This window comes from Enterobacteriaceae endosymbiont of Donacia cinerea, assembly GCF_012569925.1.
GTDB lineage: Bacteria > Pseudomonadota > Gammaproteobacteria > Enterobacterales > Enterobacteriaceae.
Window position 1 is genome coordinate 354,817 of record NZ_CP046204.1, and the last position, 25,788, is coordinate 380,604.

The following is a 25,788-nucleotide window of genomic DNA, read 5'->3' on the forward strand; positions in this document are numbered from 1 at the left end:
ACATAGTAAAGGAGGTGATCCAACCACAGGTTCCCCTACGGTTACCTTGTTACGACTTCACCCTAGTTATGAATCATAAAGTGGTAAGCGTCCTCCTAATAAAACAGGTTAAACAACTTACTTCTTTTACAACCCACTTCCATGGTGTGACGGGCGGTGTGTACAAGGCCCGGGAACGTATTCACCGTAGCATTCTGATCTACGATTACTAGCGATTCCGACTTCATAGAGTCGAGTTGCAGACTCCAATCCGAACTAAGATATATTTTATGAGATTCGCTTACTCTTACGAGGATGCTTCCCTTTGTATATACCATTGTAGCACGTGTGTAGCCCTGGTCGTAAGGGCCATGATGACTTGACGTCGTCCTCACCTTCCTCCGGTTTATCACCGGCAGTCTCCTTTGAGTTCCCAGCCTAGCTGATGGCAACAAAGGATAAGGGTTGCGCTCGTTGCGGGACTTAACCCAACATTTCACAACACGAGCTGACGACAGCCATGCAGCACCTGTCTCATGGTTCCCGAAGGCACTAAAATATCTCTATTAAATTCCATGGATGTCAAGACCAGGTAAGGTTTTTCGCGTTGCATCGAATTAAACCACATGCTCCACCGCTTGTGCGGGCCCCCGTCAATTCATTTGAGTTTTAACCTTGCGGTCGTACTCCCCAGGCGGTCGACTTAACGCGTTAGCTTCGAAAGCTATAAGTCAAGCTTACAACCTTCAAGTCGACATTGTTTACGGCATGGACTACCAGGGTATCTAATCCTGTTTGCTCCCCATGCTTTCGCACCTGAGCGTCAGTATTCGTCCAGGGGGTCGCCTTCGCCACTGGTATTCCTCCAGATATCTACGCATTTCACCGCTACACCTGGAATTCTACCCCCCTCTACGAAACTCAAGCTAATTAGTTTCAAATGCAGTTCCTAAGTTAAGCTTAGGGATTTCACATCTGACTTAATTAACAGCCTACGTGCTCTTTACGCCCAGTAATTCCGATTAACGCTCGCACCCTCCGTATTACCGCGGCTGCTGGCACGGAGTTAGCCGGTGCTTCTTTTACAAGTAACGTCAATGATAAAATATATTAGATTTTATCTTTTCTTTCTTGTTGAAAGTACTTTACAACCCTAAGGCCTTCTTCATACACGCGGCATAGCTGCATCAGGCTTTCGCCCATTGTGCAATATTCCCCACTGCTGCCTCCCGTAGGAGTCTGGACCGTGTCTCAGTTCCAGTGTGGCTGATCATCCTCTCAGACCAGCTAGGGATCGTAGCCTAGGTAGGCTTTTACTCTACCTACTAGCTAATCCCGTCTAGGTTCATCTAATGGCATAAGGTTTTATATAAATACAAAATCCCCTACTTTAGTCGTAAAGACATTATGCGGTATTAGCTATCGTTTCCAATAGTTATCCCCCTCCAAAAGGCAGATCCCCAGATATTACTCACCCGTCCGCCGCTCGCCGACAATAAAAAAAATTTTGCAACTTTTCTTATTTCGCTGCCGCTCGACTTGCATGTGTTAGGCTTGCCGCCAGCGTTCAATCTGAGCCATGATCAAACTCTTCAATTTTAACATAAAACTTTAATAAAATAAATTTACAAATTATATTAAAATAAACTTATAAATTTACAAATCTAATAATACTCTCTCAAAGAGTGTCCTTAAAAGTCTTTTATCAATTTTTAAAGAACTATAAAACATTATTATTATCTTACAGTTTCATAATAAATAGTCAAGTATTTTATTTTAATTTTAAATAAAATTAAAATATTTTATAGTTTTAAACTAGAAAAAATTGTAAAATTTTTTTTAAAAAATAAAATTTTTAGTTTTTTTATATATTTATTTTTTTTAGTGTAAAAAACAATATTTTTTTTTTTATTTAAAATTTTTGGATTATAATTTATATTTTTTTGGAATGTTAAGATAATTTTTTTTTGTGAGTCTAAAAAACATATTTTTCGAGGTAAAATAATTTTTAGTTCATTTAAAATTAATGGAAAATGTGTACAACCTAAAATTATAGTATCTGGAAATATTTTTAAGTTATACCAAGATTTAAAAATTTCTTTTATTTCATTTATACTAATTTTATATCCTAATAATTTTTTTTCTGCTAAAAAAACTAATTTTTCAGATGATATAGTTTCTATTTTATATTTTTTATTTAAAAAATTAATTTTTTTTTGTATTTTATAATTTTTCAAAGTTGTACTTGTAGCTAAAAGACCAATTACGTTATTTTTTGTTTTTTTTATTGCTAAATTAATAACAGGAGTAACTCCAATAATTGGAAAAGTAAAATAATTTCTTATTTTTGGTAAACTAGAAACACTAGCAGTATTACATGCAATAATGGCTAATGAAATATTGTAATGATATGATATTTTTTTTAGAATTTTAATTAAACGTTGAAAAATAAAGTTTTTCGATTTATTTCCATAAGGAAAGTATTTATTATCTAATAAATAAATAAAATTTATATTAAAAAAAATGTTTTTTATATAATTATATATTGTAATTCCACCTAGACCAGAATCAAAAATAAATATTGTGTTTTGTGATTTTAAAAATAATTTTTTCATAAAAAACCTTAGTTTATTTACAATATTTACATATAAAATATATAATATTATTATATAATAAAATATATATTATGTTATATATATATATTTTTTCTTAAAATATTAAAATTAAATATTAATCAATTATATTATGAATAAATCAATTTATTTAGATTATGCTTCTACAACTCCTGTTGATAAAAGAGTTTTAGAAAAAATGAATAATTATTTAACTATAGATGGAATATTTGCTAATCCATCTTCTTCACATTATCTAGGTATAAAAGCAAAAAATGAAATTGAAAATGCTAGAATTAATATAGCAAATATTCTTAATTGTTTAAAAGAAGAAATATTTTTTACATCTAGTGCTACTGAATCTATTAACTTAGCTATTAAAGGAATTACGTACAATTATTTATATCATAATAAAAAAAATATTATCACAAGTATAATTGAACATAAATCTGTATTAGAAACTTGTAATTTTATACAAAAGTTAGGAATAAAAATTATATATATAAAAAATTCAAAGACAGGGATTTTAGATTTAAATTTATTAGCAAAAAAAATTACAAAAGAAACTATTTTAGTTTCTATAATGCATATTAATAATGAAATAGGAACAATTAATAATATTAATAAAATTGGTAATATATGTAAAAAAAAAAATGTACTTTTTCATGTAGATGCAACACAAAGTGTTGGTAAATATTCATTAAATTTAAAAAAAATTAATATTAACTTATTATCATTTTCTTCTCATAAATTTTATGGTCCAAAAGGAATTGGGGTGCTATATATAAAAAAAAATAAATTTAAAATAATTTCAACACCTTTACTACATGGTGGCGGACAAGAAGAAGGATTAAGATCAGGAACTTTAGCTACGCATCAAATAATTGGTATGTCAAAAGCATTAAATATTGCTAATAATGAAATGAAAAAAGAAAAAAAAAGAATAAAAATATTAAAAAACAAATTATGGGATGGAATTAAAAATATTTCAGGTATATACTTAAATGGTAATTTAAAACATAGTTCTCCCTATATAATTAATATAGGTTTTAAAAATATTTTTAATAAAATTCTCATGATAGAAATGAAAAATATTATTATCTCATCTTCTTCTGCATGTAGTTCTAATAAATATAATACATCTCATGTTTTAAAATCTTTAGGTTTAACATCAAAACTAATTCAATGTTCTATTAGAATCTCTTTTGGAAGATTTACTACTGAAGAAGAAATTAATATTTTAATCAAAAATTTACATTTTTCTATTAAAAAAATCAGAAAAAATTAAATATTTTAGTAATTTTATTAAATAAATTAAAAATTTTGTTTATTTAAAGAATAATATTATATAATATGTACAGAAGTTGTATTAGTTGTACCACTAGGTACTAAAGCCCCAGAAACCATTACAATAACATCTCCTTTTTTAGCATAGCGACTAGATAAAGCTACTTTTTTACCTATAATATAAAAATCATCTGTTGATGATATTTTATCTACTAATTTGGTTATTATGCCTTTACTTAAAATTAATTGTTTTACAGTTTTTTTATTTGTAGTTAAAGCTAAAATTATTGCTTTAGGAAAATATTTTCTTATTGATTTTGCTGATTTTCCTAATTGAGTTGCTACAATTATTAAAGGAGCTTTTAATTTTTCTGCTATTTCAACTGCACTACGACATACAGCATCAGTAATACTCATATCTGTATTATCATAAAAATTAATTCTATTAGTCATCGTAATATCAGTTCTTTTACAAATTGTAGACATAATAGATACAGCTTCTAATGGATATTTACCTTTCGCACTTTCTCCAGATAGCATAACTGCATCTGTCCCATCTAAAATTGCATTAGCTACATCTCCAGCTTCTGCTCTAGTTGGTCTAGGATTTTTAATCATAGAATCTAACATTTGTGTTGCAGTTATTACTATTTTACCAAAATAATTACATTTTTTAATAATCATTTTTTGTGCAAAAATAACATTTTCTACAGGAATTTCTACTCCTAAATCTCCTCTAGCAACCATTATCCCATCAGCTATTTCTAATATTTCATTAAAATTATTTAATCCTTCTTGATTTTCAATTTTTGCTATGATTTGGATATCATTTCCATTATGTATTTTTAAAAAATTTTTTATTTCAATAATATCTTGTTTTTTACGTATAAAAGATGCGGCAATATAATCTATTTTATTTTTACATGCAAAAATTAAGTCACATTTATCTTTTTCAGATAAAGAAGGTAATTTTATTGATACCCCAGGTAAATTAATACTTTTATTTTCTGATAATTTTCCATTATTTAATATTTTACATATTATTTTATTATTAATTATTTTTAATACTTTCATAGAAATTAAACCGTCATCTATTAGAATTTTATTTCCTTTTTTTAAATCATGTATCAGATTAGAATAGGTAATAGCAACACATTTATTATTACCAATAACTGATTGATCAGTAGTTAAAATAAATTTTTCTCCAGCATTTAAATGTATATCTTCTCCTTTATTTAATTTCATAGTACGTATTTCAGGACCTTTCGTATCTAATAAAATTGCTGCATTTTTACCTGTTTTTTTTATAATTCTTTTTAAAGTATCAATACGTTTTTGGTGATCATTATGATTGCCATGTGAAAGATTTAATCTAGCAACATTCATACCTAAATTTAATAAATTAGATAAAATATATTCAGATTCAGAACTAGGACCTATAGTACATACTATTTTTGTTTTTTTCATAAAATTTATATTTCCTAAATTATTTTATTTAATAAATATTAAAATTTGTTTTTTTTTTATTATTTTTATTAATTTTTAATTTATAAATTATTTTTTTTAGTTTATTTATAATAGTTTTTATTATAATATTAATACCTTGTATTCTAGAATTAGTTAAATATTTATTAAAAGATAATTTTTTAAAACATGATTGAATATCAAAAGAAATGATTTCATTATAAGTTTTTTTATTATAAAAAATAAAAATTATTGTTAATAATCCTTTAATTATAGAAGAATCACTATCACCTTTAAATTTAACATAATCATTTGTAGTAATTTGAATTGAAATCCATACTCTACTTTGACATCCTGGAATAAAATTTTCTAAAGAATATTCTTTTTTTGATAAAACAGGTATTTGATTACCTAATTCAATTATATATAAATATTTTTCTTCCCAATTATGACAACTTATTAAATTATTTTTAATTTTATTTATACTAGGTAAAATATATGACATAATTATTTTTTTAATAATTTATTTATATAAATTAATTTATCTATAAAAAAATCAATATCATCTTTATTATTATAGATAGAAAAAGATATTCTACACATTGATGAAACTTTAAAATATTTCATAATTGGTATAGAACAATGATGACCAGTACGAATAGCTATTCCATATTGATCTAAAAAACTACCAATATCGTAAGAATGATATTTTCCTAAATTAAATGAAATAATACCTATTCTATTTTTACTAAAATATTTTTCTCCATATATTATAATATTTGATATAGTATTAAGTTTTTCTAAAGCATATTTAGTTAAAAATTCATTATGTTTTATAATATTCTTTATATTAAAAGACATAAACCATGATATTGCAACACCTAAACCTATAATTCCAGATATATTAGGAGAACCAGCTTCAAATTTCCAAGGAATCTTTTCCCAAATAAAATTATCTTTATATATATCAGCAATCATACCGCCTCCTCCTTGCCATGGAGGCATTGATTTTAATATTTTTTTTATTCCATATAAAACACCTATACCGGTAGGACCAAAAATTTTATGACCAGAAAAAACAAAAAAATCACAATTTAAATCTTGGACATCAATTTTTTTATTTGCAATTGCTTGAGCACCATCTATTAAGGTTAGAATATGTTTTTTTTTAGCTAATTTTATTATATTTTTAATGGGATTAATGGTTCCTAATACATTTGAAATATATGTAATTGATATTAAACATGTATTTTTATCAATTAAATTATTAATTTTATTTAATTTTAAATTTCCATGTTTATTTAAGGGTATAATTCGTATATTAAAACCTATTTTTTGAGATAATATTTTCCAAGGAATAATATTTGAATGATGTTCCATTCCAGAAATGATAATATTATTATGTGGTAATATATTATTTATGCCCCAAGTATTTGCAATTAAATTAATACTTTCTGTTGTACTTTTAGTAAAAATTATTTCTTCAGTATATTTCGCGTTAATAAATTTTGCTATTTTATTACGTATCGCCTCCATTTTATTTGTTGTATTTATACTTAAATTATATATACCTCTATTTACCGAAGAATATTCATTTTTATAAAAATAATTTAATGCAGAAATTACTTTTTTAGGTTTATGTACTGTAGCTGCATTATCCAAATAAACAAAATTATTTCCATTAATTTTATTAAATAAAATTGGGAATTGTTTTCTAATATTTTTTATATTAAAACTCATGAAAAAAATTCTCTACTGACAAATAGCATGATATTTTTTTTAAAAAAAAATTTCTTAAATTATCATTATTAATTTCTTTTAAAGAATCTAGTATAAATGACATATATAAAATATTATATGCTTTTTGAAAATTTACTCCTCTCATTCTAAAAAAGAAAATTTGATTATAATCTATCTTTCCTGTAAAAACACTATGTGTACATTTTACATTATTATTTAAAATATCTAATCCCGGTTGTATATTTATCGTTGATAATTTACTTAATAATAAACTACTATAATTTATTTGTCCATCTGTTTTTATAGCAAATTTATTAATTTTTAATAAACTAATTAAATTGATAATAGAATTATCTAAAGCAATTGCCTTATGTTTTTGAATACTACAACAATTTTTACCATCATGTTCTACATAATTATTTAAATTTATTAAATTATTATTTTTAGCAAATGATAAACTTTTATATTTTAATTTTGATTTTTGACCTATAAAATGAAATCTATTATTTTGTTCTATATATTTAGAAGACATTAATAAATCATATTTTTTAAAGGAAACATTATTATACAAATAATATTCATTATTAATAGTACAATAATTTTTATTATTATTTTCATTTGTAATAAAATTATAATATTCTAATTTAGTATTATTATTTAAAATTAAAGTATTAAAAATATTATTTAAATATAATTGATTTATATTTATATGATGTTCGATTAAAATAATAGGATTAATACTATCTATATGTATATAATTTCTATAATTAGACATAAAATTTTTTTTATTTTTATTATCTTTATTAAAATATACTAAATAAAGAGGTTTAGTATTAAAAGATTTTTTACAATTTATAGATACAATTTCTTTTGTTAAAGATTCAGATAAATATGAATAAATATTATGTTTAAAAAAATATTTCTTAAAATTAATATTATTATGTTTTCTAATATTTATTAAATAATATGCATTATTTATATTACTAATATTTTTATCTATTTTACCATTAATAAAAAATAATATAACAGCATCTATTTTAAATAAGAAATTTTGTAATTCATCTATATTTATAGATAATTTTTGATTATTTACTATAATATTATTATTAATATACTCAAAAAAAATTTTTTTGTTATTATATTGTTTTTTTTTTAATAAATTTTTTAATTTATACCAATAATTTTCTGATTTTTTAGAAAAATGATATTTTTTATGTAATTTATAAATATTTTTTAGTTGTTTGTAAATTTTATTTTCCATCAAGGCATCCATATCCATATTTTTCTAAATAAGAAATAAGATTAAAATCTCCTGATTTTATAATTTTTTTATTGTATAATATATGGATAAAATTAGGTTTTATATAATCAAGAATACGACGATAATGTGTAATAATTAAAAATGATCTATTTGAATTTTTCATAATATTAATTATTTTACATACTAATTTTAATGCATCAATATCTAATCCAGAATCAATTTCATCTAAAATACATAAATCTGGTTCTAATACAAACATTTGAAATATATCATTAATTTTTTTTTCACCTCCTGAAAAACCAACATTTACAAAACGTTGTAAAAAATCTTTTGATTTTTCAAAAATTTTTAATTTTTCATTTATAATATTATTATAAGTAAATCTATCTAATTTCTTTTTTTCTTTATATTTTTTTATTGCTTTTAGAGAGTTATATAAAAATATATTATTACTAACTCCTGGTATTTCGATTAAATACTGAAAAGACACAAAAATTCCTTTTCTAGCTCTAATTTCTGGTTTCATTAATAATAAATTTTCATTTTTATAAAATATTTCTCCTTTAGAAATAATATACTCTTTTTTACCAGATAATACATATGATAAAGTACTTTTTCCTGACCCATTAGGTCCCATAATCGCATGGATTTCTCCAGGATTTATATTTAAATTAAATTTATTGAGAATAATTTTATCATTTATATGAACATGTAAATTTTTAATTTTTAACATAATTTTCTTTTAATTTATTATTAAATATATTATTTTATCCTATACTTTCTTCTAAATGAATAGATAATAATTTTTGTGCTTCAACTGCAAATTCTAAAGGAAATTTAACAAAAACTTCTCTACAAAATCCATTAATAATTAAAGAAATAGCATTTTCAATATCTAATCCTCTTTGTAAACAAAAGAATATTTGATCTTCTTCGATTTGAGAAGTAGTAGCTTCATGTTCAACTTGTGCTGTATTATTTAATATTTTTAAAACAGGATACGTATGTGTACTACATTTAGAACCAACTAAAATTGAATCACATTGTGTAAAATTACGAGAATTTTTTGCAAATTTATTAATAGAAACTAATCCACGATAAGTATTTTTACTATTTTCAGTAGAAATACTTTTAGATATAATTTTTGATTTTGTATTTTTCCCTATATGAATCATTTTAGTACCAGTATCAGCTTGTTGATTACCATTTGTTAAAGAAACAGAAAAAAATTCTCCTGAAGAATTATCTCCTTCTAAAATAACACTAGGATATTTCCAAGTAATTGCAGCTCCTGTTTCTGACTGTGTCCAAGACATTTTACTATTTTCTCCTTTACATATTGCTCTTTTAGTTACAAAATTTAAAATTCCTCCTTTATTCTTTAAATTTCCTGAAAACCAATTTTGCACTGTTGAATAATTCACTTGAGCATTTTTATGTAAAATTACTTCAACTACAGCTGCATGTAATTGAGAATTATTTCTAATTGGAGCTGAACAACCTTCTATATAATTAAGATAACTATTTTCATCAGCAATTAAAATTGTACGTTCAAATTGTCCAATATTTTTTTCATTAATTCTAAAATAAGTAGATAAATCTATAGGACAACGTATATTTTTAGGAATATAAATAAATGTACCATCAGAAGCTACGGCGGCATTTAATGACGCAAAATAATTATCATTAGCCGGAACTACTGAACCTAGATATTTTTTTACTAGTTCAGGATAATTTATTATAGCTTCATTTAACGAACAAAAAATAATGCCTTTATTTAATAACTTTTTTTGATTTGTTGTAATAACTGAAACAGAATCAAAAATAGCATCTACAGCTATATGTGGATTATTATTAATAGGAATATTTAATTTATTAAATGTTTTCTTTACTTCAGATGTTAAATATTTATTTTTAATATGATTATTAAATTTTAAATTATTTAATGGAGCTGAATAATAAATATAATTTTGATAATTTAATTTTTTATAAAAACCATTTAACCAGTGAGGTTCTTTTTTATTTATCCATGAATAATATCCTTGTAATCTAAAATTAAGCATCCATTTTGGTTCATTACGAATTTTAGATATTTTGTATATTATATCTAAATTAATACCAGGAATAAATTTTTCATTTTTTAATTTAGTAAAAAATCCTTCTTTATATACTTTTTTTTGTTCTTTTAAGTATTTTAAATGATTATTCATATTATTAATTCTTTTTTAAATTAATATTAAAACTTTTTTTACATCCACAAAATTTTTTAATTTTATTATTATAAAATTCAAATGATTCATTAAACTTATTTTTTATAAAATCAATAATAGTTCCATCAATAAAAATAATATCTTTATTATCTATAATAATAGATGTATTTTCTTTTCTAAATAAAATTTCATTATTAAATTTTATTTTTACTAATAAAATTTTATATTTAAAACCAAAACAACCAGATTTTTTTAAAAATAATTTTATCCTTTTATCATTATATTTTTGAATTATTTTATTTATTTGTAAAAATGCATTTTTTGTTAAATATAAACCTTTGTAATTATTTTTATGACATTTTAAATGTATTAATTTATGTTTTATTATCATATTATAATAACCTAAAAATATATTTTTTAATATATTCTCATAAATAAAAAAAGTAAAAATAATTTCATATATAAAAATTTTTATGAAACAAATTATAAATATTTAAAATAATATTTTAAATATTTTTTATAAAATTATATTTATTCGCTAATATTAAAATAATGTATAATATAAACTTTGATTTTTTATTAAAATAAAAAATTAATTTTCTATATTTTTTAAAGAAAAATCTCTTAAACGAAATCCTAATAAAAATAATATAAATATATATAATATAAAGATTATAGAACAAATACTTAATAAATAAAATATACGTATTTTAAAAGAAGATAAAATTAACCATTTTTCAGAAATAATATTTGATATAAATAATAAAATTATACTTAAAATAATTGTTACAATAATAATACGGAATAAAAAATGTGACCAACCATATTCTGGTTTATAAATTTTTTTTTTAATTAATTTATTAAATAGTAAAATAACATTTAAACATGCTGCAAAACATATAGATATAGGAAATCCGATATGATGTAAAAAAAAAATAAAAAAAGGACTAAGAAATTGAGTAATAATTAAAACAATTATATTAATTTTAACAGGTGTTTTTACATCTTGTCTTGCATAAAATCCGATTGCTAATACTTTAGCAATTATTAAAAATATTAATCCTACTGAATAAATAATAATATTTATTTCAGTCATTAATACATCAAAATATGTAAAAGCTCCATATTGGAATAAAGAAATTAATAATGGTCTGGATAAAAAAATTAAAATTAAAGAACTGGGTATTATTAATAAAAAACATAAACGTAAACCAATATCCATTAATTGATTATATTCTTTTTCTTTATTTTGAGTAAAAGAATCAGTTAGAGCTGGTAATAATACTATTGTTAAGGCTATTCCAAACATACTTACAGGTAACTCCATTAAACGATCAGCATAATAAATCCAAGTAATAGATCCTGTGATTAAAAAAGATGAAAAAGCAGAATTAATTAATAAGGATATTTGCGTAGCCGCTACTCCAATAATAGCTGTACCCATTTTTTTAAAAACTCTCGATACTCCTTTATCAAAATTTTTAAAATGAGGAAGAATTAACATATTTATTTTTTTTAAATAAATTAATTGATAAAAAATTTGTGATAAACCACCAATTAAAACAGCCCATGCTAAAATTAAAATTGAAGGTTCTAACATATTAGGAAATATAATAATTAATAAAATCATACTTATATTTAATAAAATAGGAGTTACTGCCGGAACAAAAAAATTTTTCCAAATATTTAAAATTGAACTAGCTAATGAAGATAATGATATTAATAATATATAAGGAAAAGTCATTTTTAATATTTTTGCCGTAAGTTTTAATTTATAATCTGTATTAACAAATCCAGGAGCGATTATAGAAATAATTAAGGAAGAAAAAAATATTCCTATTATTACTATTATAGAAAGTATAATAATTAATATACCTAATGTAGAAGCAATAAAATTTTTTGTATCTTTTACACTTCTTTTATTTTTATATTCTGCTAGTATCGGAGTAAAAGCTTGAGAAAAAGCTCCTTCTGCAAATATACGGCGTAATAAATTAGGTAATTTAAAAGCTATAAAAAAAGAATCACTATAAACTCCTGCTCCAAAAACTTTTGCTATAAGACTATCCCTAATAAAACCTAATAATCTAGAAAACAACGTTATTATACTCACCGTCGTTAATGACTTTAATAAATTCATATAATTCCTAAAAATAATAGTTTATTATATAAATAAATTATTTTAGTAAAAAATTCAATAATAATAAATTATTTCTTTAATAAAAAGATATATTAAAAATATGATTTTTTTAATAGAATATTTAAATAAATATTTATTTTTTATAAAATTTTTCAATTTTTTGTAGGTAAAAATATTATGAATATAAAAGAAATATCTAGGGCAAAACTTCCAACAATATGGGGGGAATTTATTATAATAGGTTTTAAGGAGATAAATACAGGTAAACATCATATTGCATTAATATATGGATTAGAAAAAATATATAAAAATTCAATTATTTTAACAAGAATACATTCAGAATGTTTAACAGGAGATGTTTTTTCTAGTTTACGTTGCGATTGTGGTTTTCAATTACAATTATCTTTAGAAAAAATTTCTCAGGAAAATTGTGGAATATTAATTTATCATAGACAAGAAGGTAGAAATATTGGACTTTTAAATAAAATTAAAGCATATAATTTACAAGATCAAGGATTAGATACTGTAGAAGCAAATTATAAATTAGGGTTTCATGCAGATGAAAGAAATTTTATTTCCTGTATAAATATATTAAAAATATTAGGTATTTTAAATATTAAATTATTAACAAATAATCCATATAAAATAGATTTTTTAAGAAAACAAGGTATAAATGTAATAGATAGAATTCCCTTAATTATAAAGTATAATTTTTATAATTATAAATATTTAAATACTAAAAATATAAAATTAGGACATATATTAAAATAATTTTTTATATAAATATTTTGTATATTTTAATAAATTTTTTAAGACTAAAATTTTTTTTTTACAAAGTTGATTTTTTAAAAGTTTTTTAACTTCTAAAATATAATTATCTAAAAAATTTTTATTAAAAATATTTTTTTGATATATATTCCATTTTTTTTGTTCTCTTTTATTTAAAATAAATGGAAAATTTCTTGCTTTATATTTTAATAATAAAACATTAGCTCTTTTATCTTTAAAAGATATTTTATTTAAATTTATATTAATAAATTTTTTATCATGTATTTGTGTAAATTTTAATATATCTATTTTTGAAAAAAAATTTTTATATAATTGTTCATCTACATTATAAATATTTGTTTTATCATATATTTGATTAAAATCAATTATAATAAATTTAATAATTTTTTTAATTTTTAAAAAAAATTTTTTAAGTTTTATAAAATTATTAAGATAAAATACAATATTAAAATTTAATCTTTGAATATCAATTTTTTTTAAAATATTAATTGGTACTAATAATGGAGATTTACTAAAATTAATAAATTTGATATATGAAAAAATATTTTCCTTATTTAATTGGTTACTATTTTTTAAAATTTCCAAAAAATTATTTATGTTTTTTATTAAATTAAACACAATTAGTATATTTTTATTTTTTGGATGCCAAAATAAAGGTGTAATACAATTTATATTATTATTTTTATTTTTATAAAAATTACTGATATGGATTAAAATTTGAATTTTTGAAAAATTTATAATTTTTATTAATTCTTTTTTATTTCTATATTTAAAAAAATATTTATATAATAATGGTTGTTTTTTTTTAATTAATTTAGTAATAGATATTGTTGTATATACATCAGATAGTGCATCATGTGCTGCATTATTACGATATGTTATTATCTTATTCAAGACAGCTATTTTTTGAAGATTAAATATTGGTATATTATTAATTTTTGGCCATAAAATACCATTTGGTCTTAATACATAACATGCTCTAACTAAATTTAATATATCCCAACGACTATTATTATTTTTCCAAAACCAACTATAAGCATCATAAAAATTACGATAAAATAGAAATTTACTAAATTCATCATCAAAATTAATGTTATTATATCCTAAAATACAAGTATTAGGATATAAAAATATTTTATTAATATAATTTGCAAATTTATTTTCTTTAAATCCTTTTAAATTTACCATATAAGGACTTATATTATGAATAATAATAGATTTAGGATCAGGTAAATAGTCATTAGGTAATTGACAATAAAGTACTATAGGAGATTCTATTATATTTAAATTAATATCAGTACGTATACAAGCAAATTGTGCAATTCTATCTTTTTTCGGATTTAATCCAAAAGTTTCGTAATCATAAAATAAAAAATTAAATTTTAATTTTTTTTTCTTTAACATAGTATATAATACTAATATATTATTAATATTTTGACAATATTTATTATATAAATTATGGTGAGATGGCCGAGTGGTTTAAGGCGCATGCCTGGAAAGTATGTATATGGAAACATATCAGGGGTTCAAATCCCCTTCTCACCGGGATATTGTATTTTTAATAAATATAAAATATTAAATATTTATTTTATAAATGTGATATAAAATATGTTTAATATAAATATAATGAAAATAATAAATCAATATGGTTATCTAATTATATTATTAGGATCATTGATTGAATGGGAAACATTTATTATTATTGCCGGGATGCTAGCTCACAAAAAAATATTATTTTTGCATAAAATTATTATTATTACTATTACGGGGTCTGTAATAAGTAATCAAATACTTTTTTTTATAGGTAAAAAATATAGTAAAAATTTTTTATTTTTTTTTAAAAATTATAATTTAAAAATTCAGAAATATCGTAATTTAATTATAAATTATCCTTATATATTTATTATTATTACAAGATTTATTTATGGTTTTAGATTAATAAGTCCTATTACAATAGGTATTGCTAATATTTCTAATATAAAATTTTTTTTATTAAATATTATTGGTGCTTTTATTTGGACTATTTTTTTTACTATTACTGGATATTTTTTTGGTGAAATGATATCTACTTGGATAAAAGATTTTACTAAAATTATTAAATATTTTTTGTATATTTTTTTATTATTTATAATAATTAAATTATTATTAAAAATAATAAAAAAATATACTTAATTTTTAAATGAAAAATCTAATTATTTATTCAAATAAAATTTTTTATACATTTTATAATTAATTCAGGATATATACCTAATATAATTGTTATTGTTGTTAATAACAAAAATACATTTTTGATAAAAAAATAATAATTTTTATTATGTACTTTTGAAATGTACCAATTTTTATTCTTCTTAGAAGGTACTAAATATAAAATAATAATAAAACGTAAATAATAATATAATCCTATAGAACTTCCTAATATAATAAAAATAGTTAAATACCATACCTGAAGTTTTATACTTAATGCAATTAAGTAAAATTTAGATATAAAACCTATAGTTAAAGGAATACCAGCTAAAGAAAATAACATAATGGTTAATATTAAAGTAAGGATTGGATCATACCAAAATAATCCTCGATAATAATATAATTTATCTGTATTTTTTTCTTGATAATTTAAACTTGTAAATAAACTAATTATTCCTAATATAACTAAATTATTTATTATATAACCAATTATATATATCCCCATCATTTCTAATGAAAAAATATGCTTTGTATACTTTTGATTATAAAGTAAAATTGTAAGCATATAACCAATATGTGTTATAGATGAGTATGCTAATAAACGTTTAATATTATTTTTTGTTTTAATTCCCATAAAATTACCAAATATTATAGATAATATTGATAATAAAATTAATATTTTATATAAAAAATTTTTATTATTATTAATTTTAGAAAAATAAATTAAAAATTTTACTAAAAATATAAAAATAGATGATTTATTAAATGTAGTTAAAAATAATGTTACAGTTGTAGGTGCTCCTTGGTAAACATCAGAAGTCCAAAAATGAAATGGAACTATTGATAATTTAAATAATAAACTAACTATAATTAAACAAAATCCAACTATAGTTAAATAATTTATTAAAAATTTATTATAAATTAAATAATGGTTTAATAAAAATGTAAAATTTAAACTTCCATTATCCAAATAAATAAAAGATATTCCAAGTATCATAAAAGATGATGCTATTATAGATAAAATTGAATATTTAATACTAGCTTCTAAGGAATACTTTGATCTAATATCATAACTTATTAAACCAATAATAGGAATAGATATTAACTCAATACCTAAAAACATAGAAATAAAATTATTTGAATTTATTAAAATAATACTTCCTATTGTTGATATTATTAATAATATATAAAATTCATCTTTATTATGTTTTAAAGTAGATAACCACTTATATGATATTAAACAAGTTATAATATTATTACAAATTAATATTATTGTATAAAAAATTGAATAAGTATCATTTAAAAATAAATAATTTATTGGGAAATTACTATTTTTAGTATAAAAAGTAGATATTATTATTAATAAAAATCCAAAAATTGTAATAATTAAACTTATTAAATTTTTTCTTTTAAATGATATTTTAATTAATAAAAATATTAATAATGTAATAATAGTAATTAAAGGTATTAATAATTTAGTCATAAAGAATTCTATTCTATTTAAAATTTAATATAAATTTTGTGTTAATTATTTAACATAATTCTATTATAAATACTATTTATAGGAGAATCTGATATATTTAAAATAATTTGTGGATAAAAACCTAAAATTAATAATAAAATTACAAGTATAAAAATAATAATTTTTTCTCTTAAAAACATTTTTTTCATAAGAATATTTATTTTAGTTTTAGGACCATAAAAAATTTTTTGCATCATATTTAATGAATAAATACTAGAAAATAATAAACTAAACGAAGCAATACTTGCACATATAGGATATTTATAGAAAGTTCCTAATAAAATTAAAAATTCTCCTATAAAATTACCTGTACCAGGTATACCAATACTAGCAAGAGAAAAAAATAAAAATAAACCTGGTAATGTATTTATTTTACCCCAAATACCTCCCATTAATTTAATATTTCTTGTTTTTAACCTTTCATATATTTGCCCACAAAGAATAAATTGTGCTGCAGCAGAAATTCCATGTGATATCATTTGTATTATAACACCCTGATAAGCTAATTTATTATGACTATAAATACCCATTAAAATAAATCCCATATGGGATATAGAGGTATATGCTATAATTTTTTTTATATCTGATTGTATACAAGCCATCCATGAACCATAAAATATACCAGATATTCCCAATAATATTGCAAAAAATGAAAATTTTAAAGATGATGTAGGAAATAATGGTAGAGTAAATCTTAATAAACCATAAGAAGCTGTTTTTAATAAAATACCGGCTAAATCAACTGAACCAGCTGTTGGAGCTTGACTATGTGCATCAGGTAACCATCCATGAAATGGAATTACAGGCATTTTAACAGCAAAAGCAATAAAAAAAAATATCATTAATAAAAATTCTGTTTTTAAATTTAAATGATTATTTAATAAAATATTATAATCAAAAGTTAATATACCTGTTAATTTTTGATGTAGAAAAACGAGAGATAAAATTCCATATAACATTAATAAACCACTAGATTGTGTATAAATAAAAAATTTAGTAGCAGCTTTTATACGGCTATGTCCTTTTTTTCCTTTATGTCCCCATAAAGAAATTAAAAAATACATAGGTATTAACATAATTTCCCAAAAAAGAAAAAATAAAAACATATCTACAGATAAAAATACACCAATAACTCCACTTAAAATCCATAGTAAATTTAAATGGAAAAAACCATGCCATTTTTTAACTTCATTCCAAGAACATATAACTGCCATGATACCTAATAATCCAGTAAGATTAATCATTAACAATGATAATCCATCTATTCCTAAATGAAAACTTATTCCAAATTTAGGAATCCAATTTAATACATATTCTGATATCCAGATAGGATATATAAATAATATTTTTTCATAAAAATGTATTTTATATATAAAATATTCTAAAATTGATAAAAGAAAAATAGAACTAATAGAAATTAAAGATATCCAACGAGGTAATTTAAAATTTATTTTTTCACTTTGCCAACAAATTAAACCACTAATAAAAGGAACTAATATGAACCATGGTAATAACATAAGATTTCCTAATTATATTTTAATATTTTCTATATAAATATTAATTTTATAATAAAATTAATATTAATTATTAACTAATACTATCAAATATAGTATGATTAATATCACTCCTAAATATATTGATGAGATATACCAACGAATATATCCATTTTGACTTATTGATATAATATTTCCTATTTTATTTATTGTTTTTATTGTGAAAAAATCTATAAATTTGGAAATAGGATCATTTTTTATAATTAATAATATTTTTTTAAAAATATCTACAAAAATTCTTTTATATATAAGATCTATATAACAACCATTTAAAAAAAAATTATTTATATGCACAAAAATACAATAATTTTTATTATTAAAATTATTTTTTTGAAAATAGAATATATATAATATAAAACTAATAATAGATATTATAACAGATGTAATTTCTAATATATGATTATAATTATTATTAATTAGTAATATCTTATTAGGTAATAAAATATTATTTTTTATCGGTAATAATTTTATTCCTATATAACTAGAAAATATACTTAATATTATTAATGGAAAATTATGTGTAAATTTATTTTTACCTTTATTAATAGGTAAAATATTATTTTTACCATAAAATATGATAGAAATCATACGTATAGTATATAGAGCAGTAAAAATACTTCCAATTATACTAATAATAAATAAAATTATTTGTTTATTTATTAAAATTTCATATAATATTTTTTCTTTAGTAAAACTACTCATTGTTATAAAAGGAAAAGATATTAAAGATATAGAACCTAGTAAAAAACAATAATATACGAAAGAAAGATATTTTTTTATCCCCCCTAATTTAAATATATTTTGTTCATTATTACATGAAGTAATAATTGATGCAGCACATAAAAAAAGTAATGCTTTAAAAAAAGCATGTGATATTACATGAAATAAAACAGCATGAAATGAATGAATTCCTAATGCTAAAAACATGTATCCAATTTGACTCATAGTAGAATAAGCTAGAATACGTTTTAGATTATTTTGTATTAATGCAGACCAGCCAGATAATAATAATGTTATTGCTCCAATAATACTAGTTATAAAAAGGATATTATTATTCATTAAAAATAATAAATCATTACGTAATATTAAATAAATTCCAGCTGTAACCATGGTAGCTGCATGTATAAGTGAAGATACAGGAGTTGGGCCAACCATAGCATCTATTAACCATGTATTTAATGGAAATTGAGCTGATTTTCCTAATGCTCCTATAATTAACATTATAGTAATTATTTTTAAATAATATGATTTATAATAAATATAAGAAGATGTTACTAAATAAGATATTTCTGAAAAATTTAAAGTATTAAATACCTTAAATATTAAAAAAATACCAATAATTAAAAAAATATCACTAAAACGAGTAATTAAAAAAGCTTTTATAGCAGATAATCCATTTAATGATTTTTTATAAAAAAATCCTATTAATAAATAAGAACAAACTCCTACACCTTCCCATCCAAAAAACATTAAAATAAAATTATTAGCTAATATTAACAATATCATATTTGCAATAAATAAATTAGTATATGCAAAAAATCTAGAATATCCTTCTTTATTTTCCATATACCAAATTGAAAAAATATGTATAAAAAAACCTATCCAGGTAGTAAGTATTAACATAATTAATGATAATTTATCTAAATATAAAGAAAAATCAATATACAAATTATCAATACTTAATATCTTCCATAAAGATTGTTTATATAATAAAATATTATTTTTAGTAAAAATATATCCTATAATTAATGTAAGAAATGCACTTATTCCTATAAAACTAACTCCAATTATTGAAATTTGATTTTTATTAAAATAATTTGAAAATAATGATAGTATTAAAAAACTAATTAATGGCATTAAAATAATCAAAAAAATAAATTTCATCCATTCATCTCACTAATTGAATCAACATTAATATTATTTTTATAATAATATAATTTTATTAACAAAATTAAACTTATACATGTTTCTATTGCTGATATACTAATTGATATAATGTACATAATTTCCCCCTCCGTTTGTTTCCAATAATTACCAGAAATTATACATGAAAATGCTGCAGCATTTATCATGATTTCAGTACAAATTAAAATATATAACATATTATTTCGGATTATTATTCCTGTTAGTCCAATTACAAATATTATTATTATGAGTATTAAAACATGATATAAGGGTATCATTTTTATATTCTTCTTTTATTTTATAAAATTTAACATTATTTTCTATCATTTTTTTATTGTTCCTATATGTAAAACAATAATTATACCAGATAGTAAAAGTATTGATATTAATTCAATAATTATTTTATACTGTGTAAATAAATTTACTCCTATATCCATTATATTAATAAAATTCATAATAATATATTTTTTATTATATAAATTTTTTAAAATATAAAATATAAATATTAAAAATAATAAAGTAAGAAATAATATAATAATTAAAAATAATATTTTTTTAAACAAAAATTTTTTTTCTTCTAATTCAATATTTTTATAATTTAATAACATTAAAACAAATATAAATAAAATAACTATAGCTCCTGCATAAATAATAATTTCTAATGAACCTGCAAAATAATCTCCTAAAACAAAAAATATACATGACATGGAAATTAATGAAATTAAAAAATATAATAATGTATAAATAGGATTAATACTAATAATAATTAAAAATGTAAAAATTACAGATATACATCCTAATATATAAAATATTATTTCCATATGAAATACCTTTAATTTAAATTATGGTAATATGTTTTTTATATCTACTTCAATATTTGAATATTTATCCTTTTTATTAGGATTATCTTGTACATCAATTCCTGAAATATCATAAAAATTATATTTTAAATATTTTCCTTGATTATTTATTAATAAATCCTTTTTTTCATAAATTAAATCCTTTCTATTAAATTCACATAATTCAAAATCTGGAGTTAATTGTATTGCTCCTGTAGGACAGGATTCTTCACAAAATCCACAAAAAATACATCTAGAAATATTAATTCTAAAAAATTTTGGATAAGATCTACCATTTTTATTTATTCCTTTTTTTAAAGTTATACAACCTACTGGGCATGAAACTGCACAAAGATTACAAGCAACACAACGTTCATTATTATTAGTATCAGATGTTAATATAATTCTTCCTCTATATCTTGGTGGTAAATAAATTTTTTCTTCTGGATACATTATAGTTTCTCTTTTATGAAAAAGATTCATCCATACTAAAAAAATACTTCTTATTTGACTAATAAAAGCAATAAAAAAATTTTTTATTTTCATGATTGTTTTTAATTATAATTATTGTAATACTACAAAAAATGCAGTAATAATAAGATTAATTAATGTTAATGGTAAACATATGAACCAACCAAAATACATTACGTGATCATAACGAGGTCTAGGTAATGACGCTCTTATTAAAAAAAATAATATTATAAATATAATAGTTTTCCCCATATACCATATGATAGGAGATAAAAATGGTCCTAACCATCCTCCAAAAAATAAAGTAACAATTAAAGAAGATAATACTATTATATTAATATATTCTCCTACAAAAAAAAGACCAAATTTCATCCCAGAATATTCAATATGATACCCATCAATTAATTCCTGTTCTGCTTCTGGTTGATCAAAAGGATGTCTATGGCATAATGCAATAGAAGCTATAAAAAATGATATAAAACCAAAAAATTGAGGAATTATATTCCAATAATGATTATATTGATAATAAACTATATCAAAAAGGTTAAAAGAACCTGTTTGACATATAATACCCATTAATGATAAACCTAAGAAAATTTCGTAACTTATTATTTGAGCAACCCCTCTAATTGATCCTAATATAGCATATTTATTATTACTGGATAATCCCGCAAATAAAATAGAATAAATTGAAAGGCTAGCCATCATAAAAAAAAAAAGTATTCCAATATTTAAATTAGATATCATTAATTGAGGAGTAATTGGTAATATAGCAAATACAGATAATAATGAATTAAAAGCTATAATTGGAGCAATATTAAATAATATTTTATTTGAAAAATTTGGTGTCCAGTCTTCTTTAAAAAGAATTTTTATCATATCGGCTAATATTTGTAAACATCCATATAATCCAATCCTATTAGGACCATAACGATTTTGAAAAAAAGCTAATATACGTCTTTCAGCAAAACTTAAGAAAGCACCACTTATTATTAATAATAATAATATTATTATTATTTTTAATAAGTAAATTATTTTTATAGAATTTAATAAAGAAAATAATATCATTTTAATACCTTTATTTTTTCAATAGTTTTTCCTAAAAAAGATAATGGAATTTTTTTTGCTCCTAATGGGATACTAACTAATCCTTGATGTAAAAATTCTGAAATACGTGCTTTTAATATAAAAATATTATTTAAACAATGTAATTCAATTAAATTATTATCTAAAATTTCTAATTTTTTAGCATCTTTTTTATTTAAAAAAATATAATGATTAGGAAAATATTTTTGTATTAAAAAAGATTTTTGTATTAAACTATTACTATTGAATAAAGTATAATGTGAAATAATTATTAATTTATTAGATGAAATAAATTTATAATTATAATTATTTTTTTTTATTTTTATTATATGGTTTTTTTTTTCAAAAATTTTAAATCCTGTGGATCCATATTTTAATGAAACTCCTATTTCTTTCTGAAATTTATGTAATGATTGAGAAGAATTCCAACCGGGAGACCATAAAAATGGTATATGTTTACAATTAATATTTGAATCATAATTTCCTTCCATAGAAAAATTAAAAATAGTATCTATATCTTCTGGTTGCTGTGGTTCATGTATATCAATATTAGATAATATTGATGTTCTTCCACTATATCTAGCAGGAGATCTTGCAAATTTTCTATTATATACTTTATAAGTAGAAGAAGGTGATGCTAAATTAATACCATTTAATATTGGAATATATTTTTCACATTTTTTAATAATATCATCTAAAGTAATTTTTTTATTTATATTTTTTAATTTTGCATAAATTTTATATATCCATTTCCAACTAGATTTTCTATTATTTTTTTTATTATAAAAAGAAGGTTTATATACTTGAAAAAATCGTTGTGCTCTACATTCATTATTAATAACAGTACCATTACTTTCTATAAAGTTTGATGTAGGTAATATTATATTAGCTTTTTTCATAGTTTTAGTAAAAATATGATCTAAAACAATTATATTTGGAATTTTTGAAAAAAAATTATTTAATTTATTTTTTTCTTCATAAAAATATAAATCATTTTCCATAATAATAATTGTATCTACATCTAAATTATTAGACTGATTATTTATAAATAGATCTTCTAAAGATTTACCTTTAATTAAACTAACTCCCATACTATTTACTTTATTTAACACATAAAATAAACCTACATTTTTTTTTTTTTCATGTAATGCTTTTGCTATAGCATAAGATGCAGAAATTATTTTTATAGAATTAGATCCAGTTCCAGAAATAATTAGAGGTTTTTGAGCATTTAATAATATTTCTTTTATTTTTAAAATTTTGTTTTTTAATTTTTTATTATGCAAAGAAATATTAAAATTATTATTTTTAATATAATTAGCTAATATAAAACCAAATTTAGATTGATTTAGGGTAGGTGCATAATAATTCCATAGAGAAATATCATCTAATGATGTTTTATCATTATTTATTATAAATAGTGGATTAATAGATTGATTTCTTAAATTTAAAATAGCATCAAAATTCCAATAAGAAATATTTTTATGTATTTTAATATTTAATTTATTTTTTACAGCTTGTCTTACAGCTAAAGCTGCCCTGGGACTAGTATTAGTTAAATCTTCTCCTAATATTAAAATAGCATCATAATTTTCTATTTCAGATAATGTAGGAAAATATATATTTTTATTTTGTAATATTTTAATAATATAATCAATTTGTTCTTTTTCATTTTTTAAAATACCCGAATAAAAATTATGTTTTCCAACTAATTTTTTTAAAATAAAATTACTTTCTATACTGGCTCTAGGAGAGCCAATACCAATTATTTTTTTCGATTTTAATATTAAATCAGTAATTTTTTTAATAACACTTTCATCATTTAAAATTAATTTTTCATTATTTTTATAATATATTATATTAATGGGATTTTTTTTTAAAAAAAAATATCCATAACCAAAATATCCTCTATCACAAAGAAAATAACGGTTTATTTCTTCATGAAATCTATTTTGTATACTAGATAATTGTCCATAACGTTCTCCTACAGAAATATTACATCCTAATGAACAATGTTGACAAATACTAGGAGCGTATTGAAGATCCCATTTTCTTGCATAATTTATATTATATGTTTTATCAGTAAAAACTCCAGTTGGACATATTTCAATTAAATTACCAGAAAAAGGATTTTCTAATTTACCATCTAAATATCTACCAAAATAAATATTGTCTTTTGAACCAAAAACATTAAAATCTTTTCCATCTGCATAATTTTTATAAAATCTTACACAACGATAACATGTAATACAACGATTCATTGTATGTGATATAAATGGACCTAAATATTGATTATTATATTTTCTTTTAATAAAATTATATCTACGTATATTATGTCCTGTCATAACAGTCATATCTTGTAAATGACAATTACCTCCTTCATCACAAATAGGGCAGTCATGTGGATGATTTAACATTAATAATTCAATATTTTTTTTACGAAAATTAACTGAATCTTTATCATTAATTGATATATATGAGTTTTTTATAGGAGAAGACATGCAGGACATAATTATTTGTCCATTTTTTTTTTTAACATTATTATATTGTTTTACTGCACATTGACGACATGCCCCTATACTACCTAAAATTGGATGCCAACAAAAATATGGTAAATTAAAACCTAAAGAAAGGCATATTTTTAGCAAATTATCTTTTTCATTAACTTTATATATTTGATCTTCTATGTTAATATTAATCATAAAATAAATTCCATAATACTATTTTAGTATATATCAATATTCTA

21 protein-coding genes, 1 tRNA gene and 1 rRNA gene are annotated in these 25,788 nt (G+C 20.7%); 4 read left to right on the forward strand and 19 right to left on the reverse strand.

Annotated features, from left to right (window positions below; genetic code table 11):
• Window positions 1-7 precede the first annotated feature (7 nt).
• Both GJT94_RS01760 and murI read right to left on the reverse strand, forming a co-directional pair.
• Window positions 8-1,578, reverse strand: a 16S ribosomal RNA gene (locus GJT94_RS01760).
• Between the two features lie 203 nt (window positions 1,579-1,781).
• Window positions 1,782-2,594: a glutamate racemase gene (gene murI / locus GJT94_RS01765; protein WP_168894416.1), complete on the reverse strand. Its 813-nt coding sequence runs from the start codon at window positions 2,592-2,594 to the stop codon at window positions 1,782-1,784.
• A 130-nt stretch (window positions 2,595-2,724) separates the two neighbouring features.
• Between murI and GJT94_RS01770 the strand changes: the two genes are divergently transcribed.
• The gene (locus tag GJT94_RS01770) at window positions 2,725-3,879 is read left to right on the forward strand and encodes a cysteine desulfurase family protein (RefSeq protein ID WP_168894417.1); all 1,155 of its coding nucleotides are present in this window, start codon (window positions 2,725-2,727) and stop codon (window positions 3,877-3,879) included.
• Between the two features lie 56 nt (window positions 3,880-3,935).
• Here the strand turns inward: GJT94_RS01770 and pykF are convergent, their stop codons facing one another.
• From pykF to murJ, 8 genes are all read right to left on the reverse strand, one after another.
• A complete protein-coding gene (gene pykF / locus GJT94_RS01775; protein WP_168894418.1) occupies window positions 3,936-5,345 on the reverse strand; it encodes a pyruvate kinase PykF in 1,410 nt (469 codons plus the stop codon).
• A 28-nt stretch (window positions 5,346-5,373) separates the two neighbouring features.
• Window positions 5,374-5,847: a SufE family protein gene (locus GJT94_RS01780; RefSeq protein ID WP_168894419.1), complete on the reverse strand. Its 474-nt coding sequence runs from the start codon at window positions 5,845-5,847 to the stop codon at window positions 5,374-5,376.
• A gap of 2 nt (window positions 5,848-5,849) precedes the next feature.
• Entirely contained in the window at window positions 5,850-7,082 is a 1,233-nt protein-coding gene (locus GJT94_RS01785; protein WP_168894420.1) for a SufS family cysteine desulfurase, read from the reverse strand.
• Window positions 7,072-8,343, reverse strand: a complete 1,272-nt coding sequence (locus tag GJT94_RS01790) for a SufD family Fe-S cluster assembly protein (RefSeq protein WP_168894421.1) — start codon at window positions 8,341-8,343, stop codon at window positions 7,072-7,074. The genes GJT94_RS01785 and GJT94_RS01790 overlap by 11 nt, the downstream gene beginning before the upstream one ends.
• Window positions 8,333-9,076, reverse strand: a complete 744-nt coding sequence (gene sufC / locus GJT94_RS01795; RefSeq protein ID WP_168894422.1) for a Fe-S cluster assembly ATPase SufC — start codon at window positions 9,074-9,076, stop codon at window positions 8,333-8,335. Before sufC ends, GJT94_RS01790 begins: the two co-directional genes overlap by 11 nt.
• Before the next feature lie 34 nt (window positions 9,077-9,110).
• Window positions 9,111-10,553, reverse strand: a complete 1,443-nt coding sequence (gene sufB / locus GJT94_RS01800; RefSeq protein WP_168894423.1) for a Fe-S cluster assembly protein SufB — start codon at window positions 10,551-10,553, stop codon at window positions 9,111-9,113.
• Window positions 10,554-10,557: 4 nt separating this feature from the next.
• On the reverse strand, window positions 10,558-10,944 hold the full coding sequence (locus GJT94_RS01805) for a HesB/IscA family protein (RefSeq protein ID WP_168894424.1): 387 nt from the start codon (window positions 10,942-10,944) through the stop codon (window positions 10,558-10,560).
• 201 nt (window positions 10,945-11,145) lie between these two features.
• Complete coding sequence (gene murJ, locus GJT94_RS01810) at window positions 11,146-12,693, reverse strand: murein biosynthesis integral membrane protein MurJ (RefSeq protein ID WP_168894425.1); 1,548 nt, start codon at window positions 12,691-12,693, stop codon at window positions 11,146-11,148.
• A gap of 177 nt (window positions 12,694-12,870) precedes the next feature.
• Between murJ and ribA the strand changes: the two genes are divergently transcribed.
• Window positions 12,871-13,464, forward strand: a complete 594-nt coding sequence (ribA, locus tag GJT94_RS01815) for a GTP cyclohydrolase II (RefSeq protein WP_211080453.1) — start codon at window positions 12,871-12,873, stop codon at window positions 13,462-13,464.
• Here ribA and sbcB read toward each other — a convergent pair.
• Window positions 13,456-14,886 carry an exodeoxyribonuclease I gene (gene sbcB, locus GJT94_RS01820; RefSeq protein ID WP_168894426.1) on the reverse strand — a complete coding sequence of 477 codons (1,431 nt, stop codon included), beginning with the start codon at window positions 14,884-14,886 and terminating at the stop codon, window positions 13,456-13,458. The two genes, ribA and sbcB, sit on opposite strands and share 9 nt — an antisense overlap.
• 56 nt (window positions 14,887-14,942) lie before the next feature.
• On the opposite strand from sbcB, the gene GJT94_RS01825 reads away from it, so the two are divergent.
• A tRNA-Ser gene (locus GJT94_RS01825) sits at window positions 14,943-15,027 on the forward strand.
• Between the two features lie 63 nt (window positions 15,028-15,090).
• Window positions 15,091-15,654 carry a DedA family protein gene (locus tag GJT94_RS01830; RefSeq protein ID WP_168894427.1) on the forward strand — a complete coding sequence of 188 codons (564 nt, stop codon included), beginning with the start codon at window positions 15,091-15,093 and terminating at the stop codon, window positions 15,652-15,654.
• 28 nt (window positions 15,655-15,682) lie between these two features.
• Here the strand turns inward: GJT94_RS01830 and GJT94_RS01835 are convergent, their stop codons facing one another.
• The 8 genes from GJT94_RS01835 to nuoG all read right to left on the reverse strand — a co-directional run bounded on the left by GJT94_RS01835 (window position 15,683) and on the right by nuoG (window position 25,744).
• Window positions 15,683-17,149 (reverse strand): NADH-quinone oxidoreductase subunit N, encoded by a 1,467-nt coding sequence (locus GJT94_RS01835; RefSeq protein ID WP_168894428.1) that lies wholly within the window; start codon window positions 17,147-17,149, stop codon window positions 15,683-15,685.
• 41 nt (window positions 17,150-17,190) lie between these two features.
• Window positions 17,191-18,705, reverse strand: coding sequence for an NADH-quinone oxidoreductase subunit M (gene nuoM, locus GJT94_RS01840; protein ID WP_168894429.1), 1,515 nt, complete (start codon window positions 18,703-18,705; stop codon window positions 17,191-17,193).
• Between the two features lie 63 nt (window positions 18,706-18,768).
• Window positions 18,769-20,625, reverse strand: a complete 1,857-nt coding sequence (gene nuoL / locus GJT94_RS01845; protein ID WP_168894430.1) for an NADH-quinone oxidoreductase subunit L — start codon at window positions 20,623-20,625, stop codon at window positions 18,769-18,771.
• The gene (gene nuoK / locus GJT94_RS01850; protein WP_168894431.1) at window positions 20,622-20,924 is read right to left on the reverse strand and encodes an NADH-quinone oxidoreductase subunit NuoK; all 303 of its coding nucleotides are present in this window, start codon (window positions 20,922-20,924) and stop codon (window positions 20,622-20,624) included. Before nuoK ends, nuoL begins: the two co-directional genes overlap by 4 nt.
• A gap of 45 nt (window positions 20,925-20,969) precedes the next feature.
• Window positions 20,970-21,467 carry an NADH-quinone oxidoreductase subunit J gene (locus GJT94_RS01855; RefSeq protein WP_168894432.1) on the reverse strand — a complete coding sequence of 166 codons (498 nt, stop codon included), beginning with the start codon at window positions 21,465-21,467 and terminating at the stop codon, window positions 20,970-20,972.
• A gap of 21 nt (window positions 21,468-21,488) precedes the next feature.
• Window positions 21,489-22,031, reverse strand: coding sequence for an NADH-quinone oxidoreductase subunit NuoI (gene nuoI / locus GJT94_RS01860; protein ID WP_168894433.1), 543 nt, complete (start codon window positions 22,029-22,031; stop codon window positions 21,489-21,491).
• 18 nt (window positions 22,032-22,049) lie between these two features.
• The gene (gene nuoH, locus GJT94_RS01865; protein ID WP_168894434.1) at window positions 22,050-23,024 is read right to left on the reverse strand and encodes an NADH-quinone oxidoreductase subunit NuoH; all 975 of its coding nucleotides are present in this window, start codon (window positions 23,022-23,024) and stop codon (window positions 22,050-22,052) included.
• A complete protein-coding gene (gene nuoG, locus GJT94_RS01870) occupies window positions 23,021-25,744 on the reverse strand; it encodes an NADH-quinone oxidoreductase subunit NuoG (protein WP_168894435.1) in 2,724 nt (907 codons plus the stop codon). Before nuoG ends, nuoH begins: the two co-directional genes overlap by 4 nt.
• Window positions 25,745-25,788 lie beyond the last annotated feature (44 nt).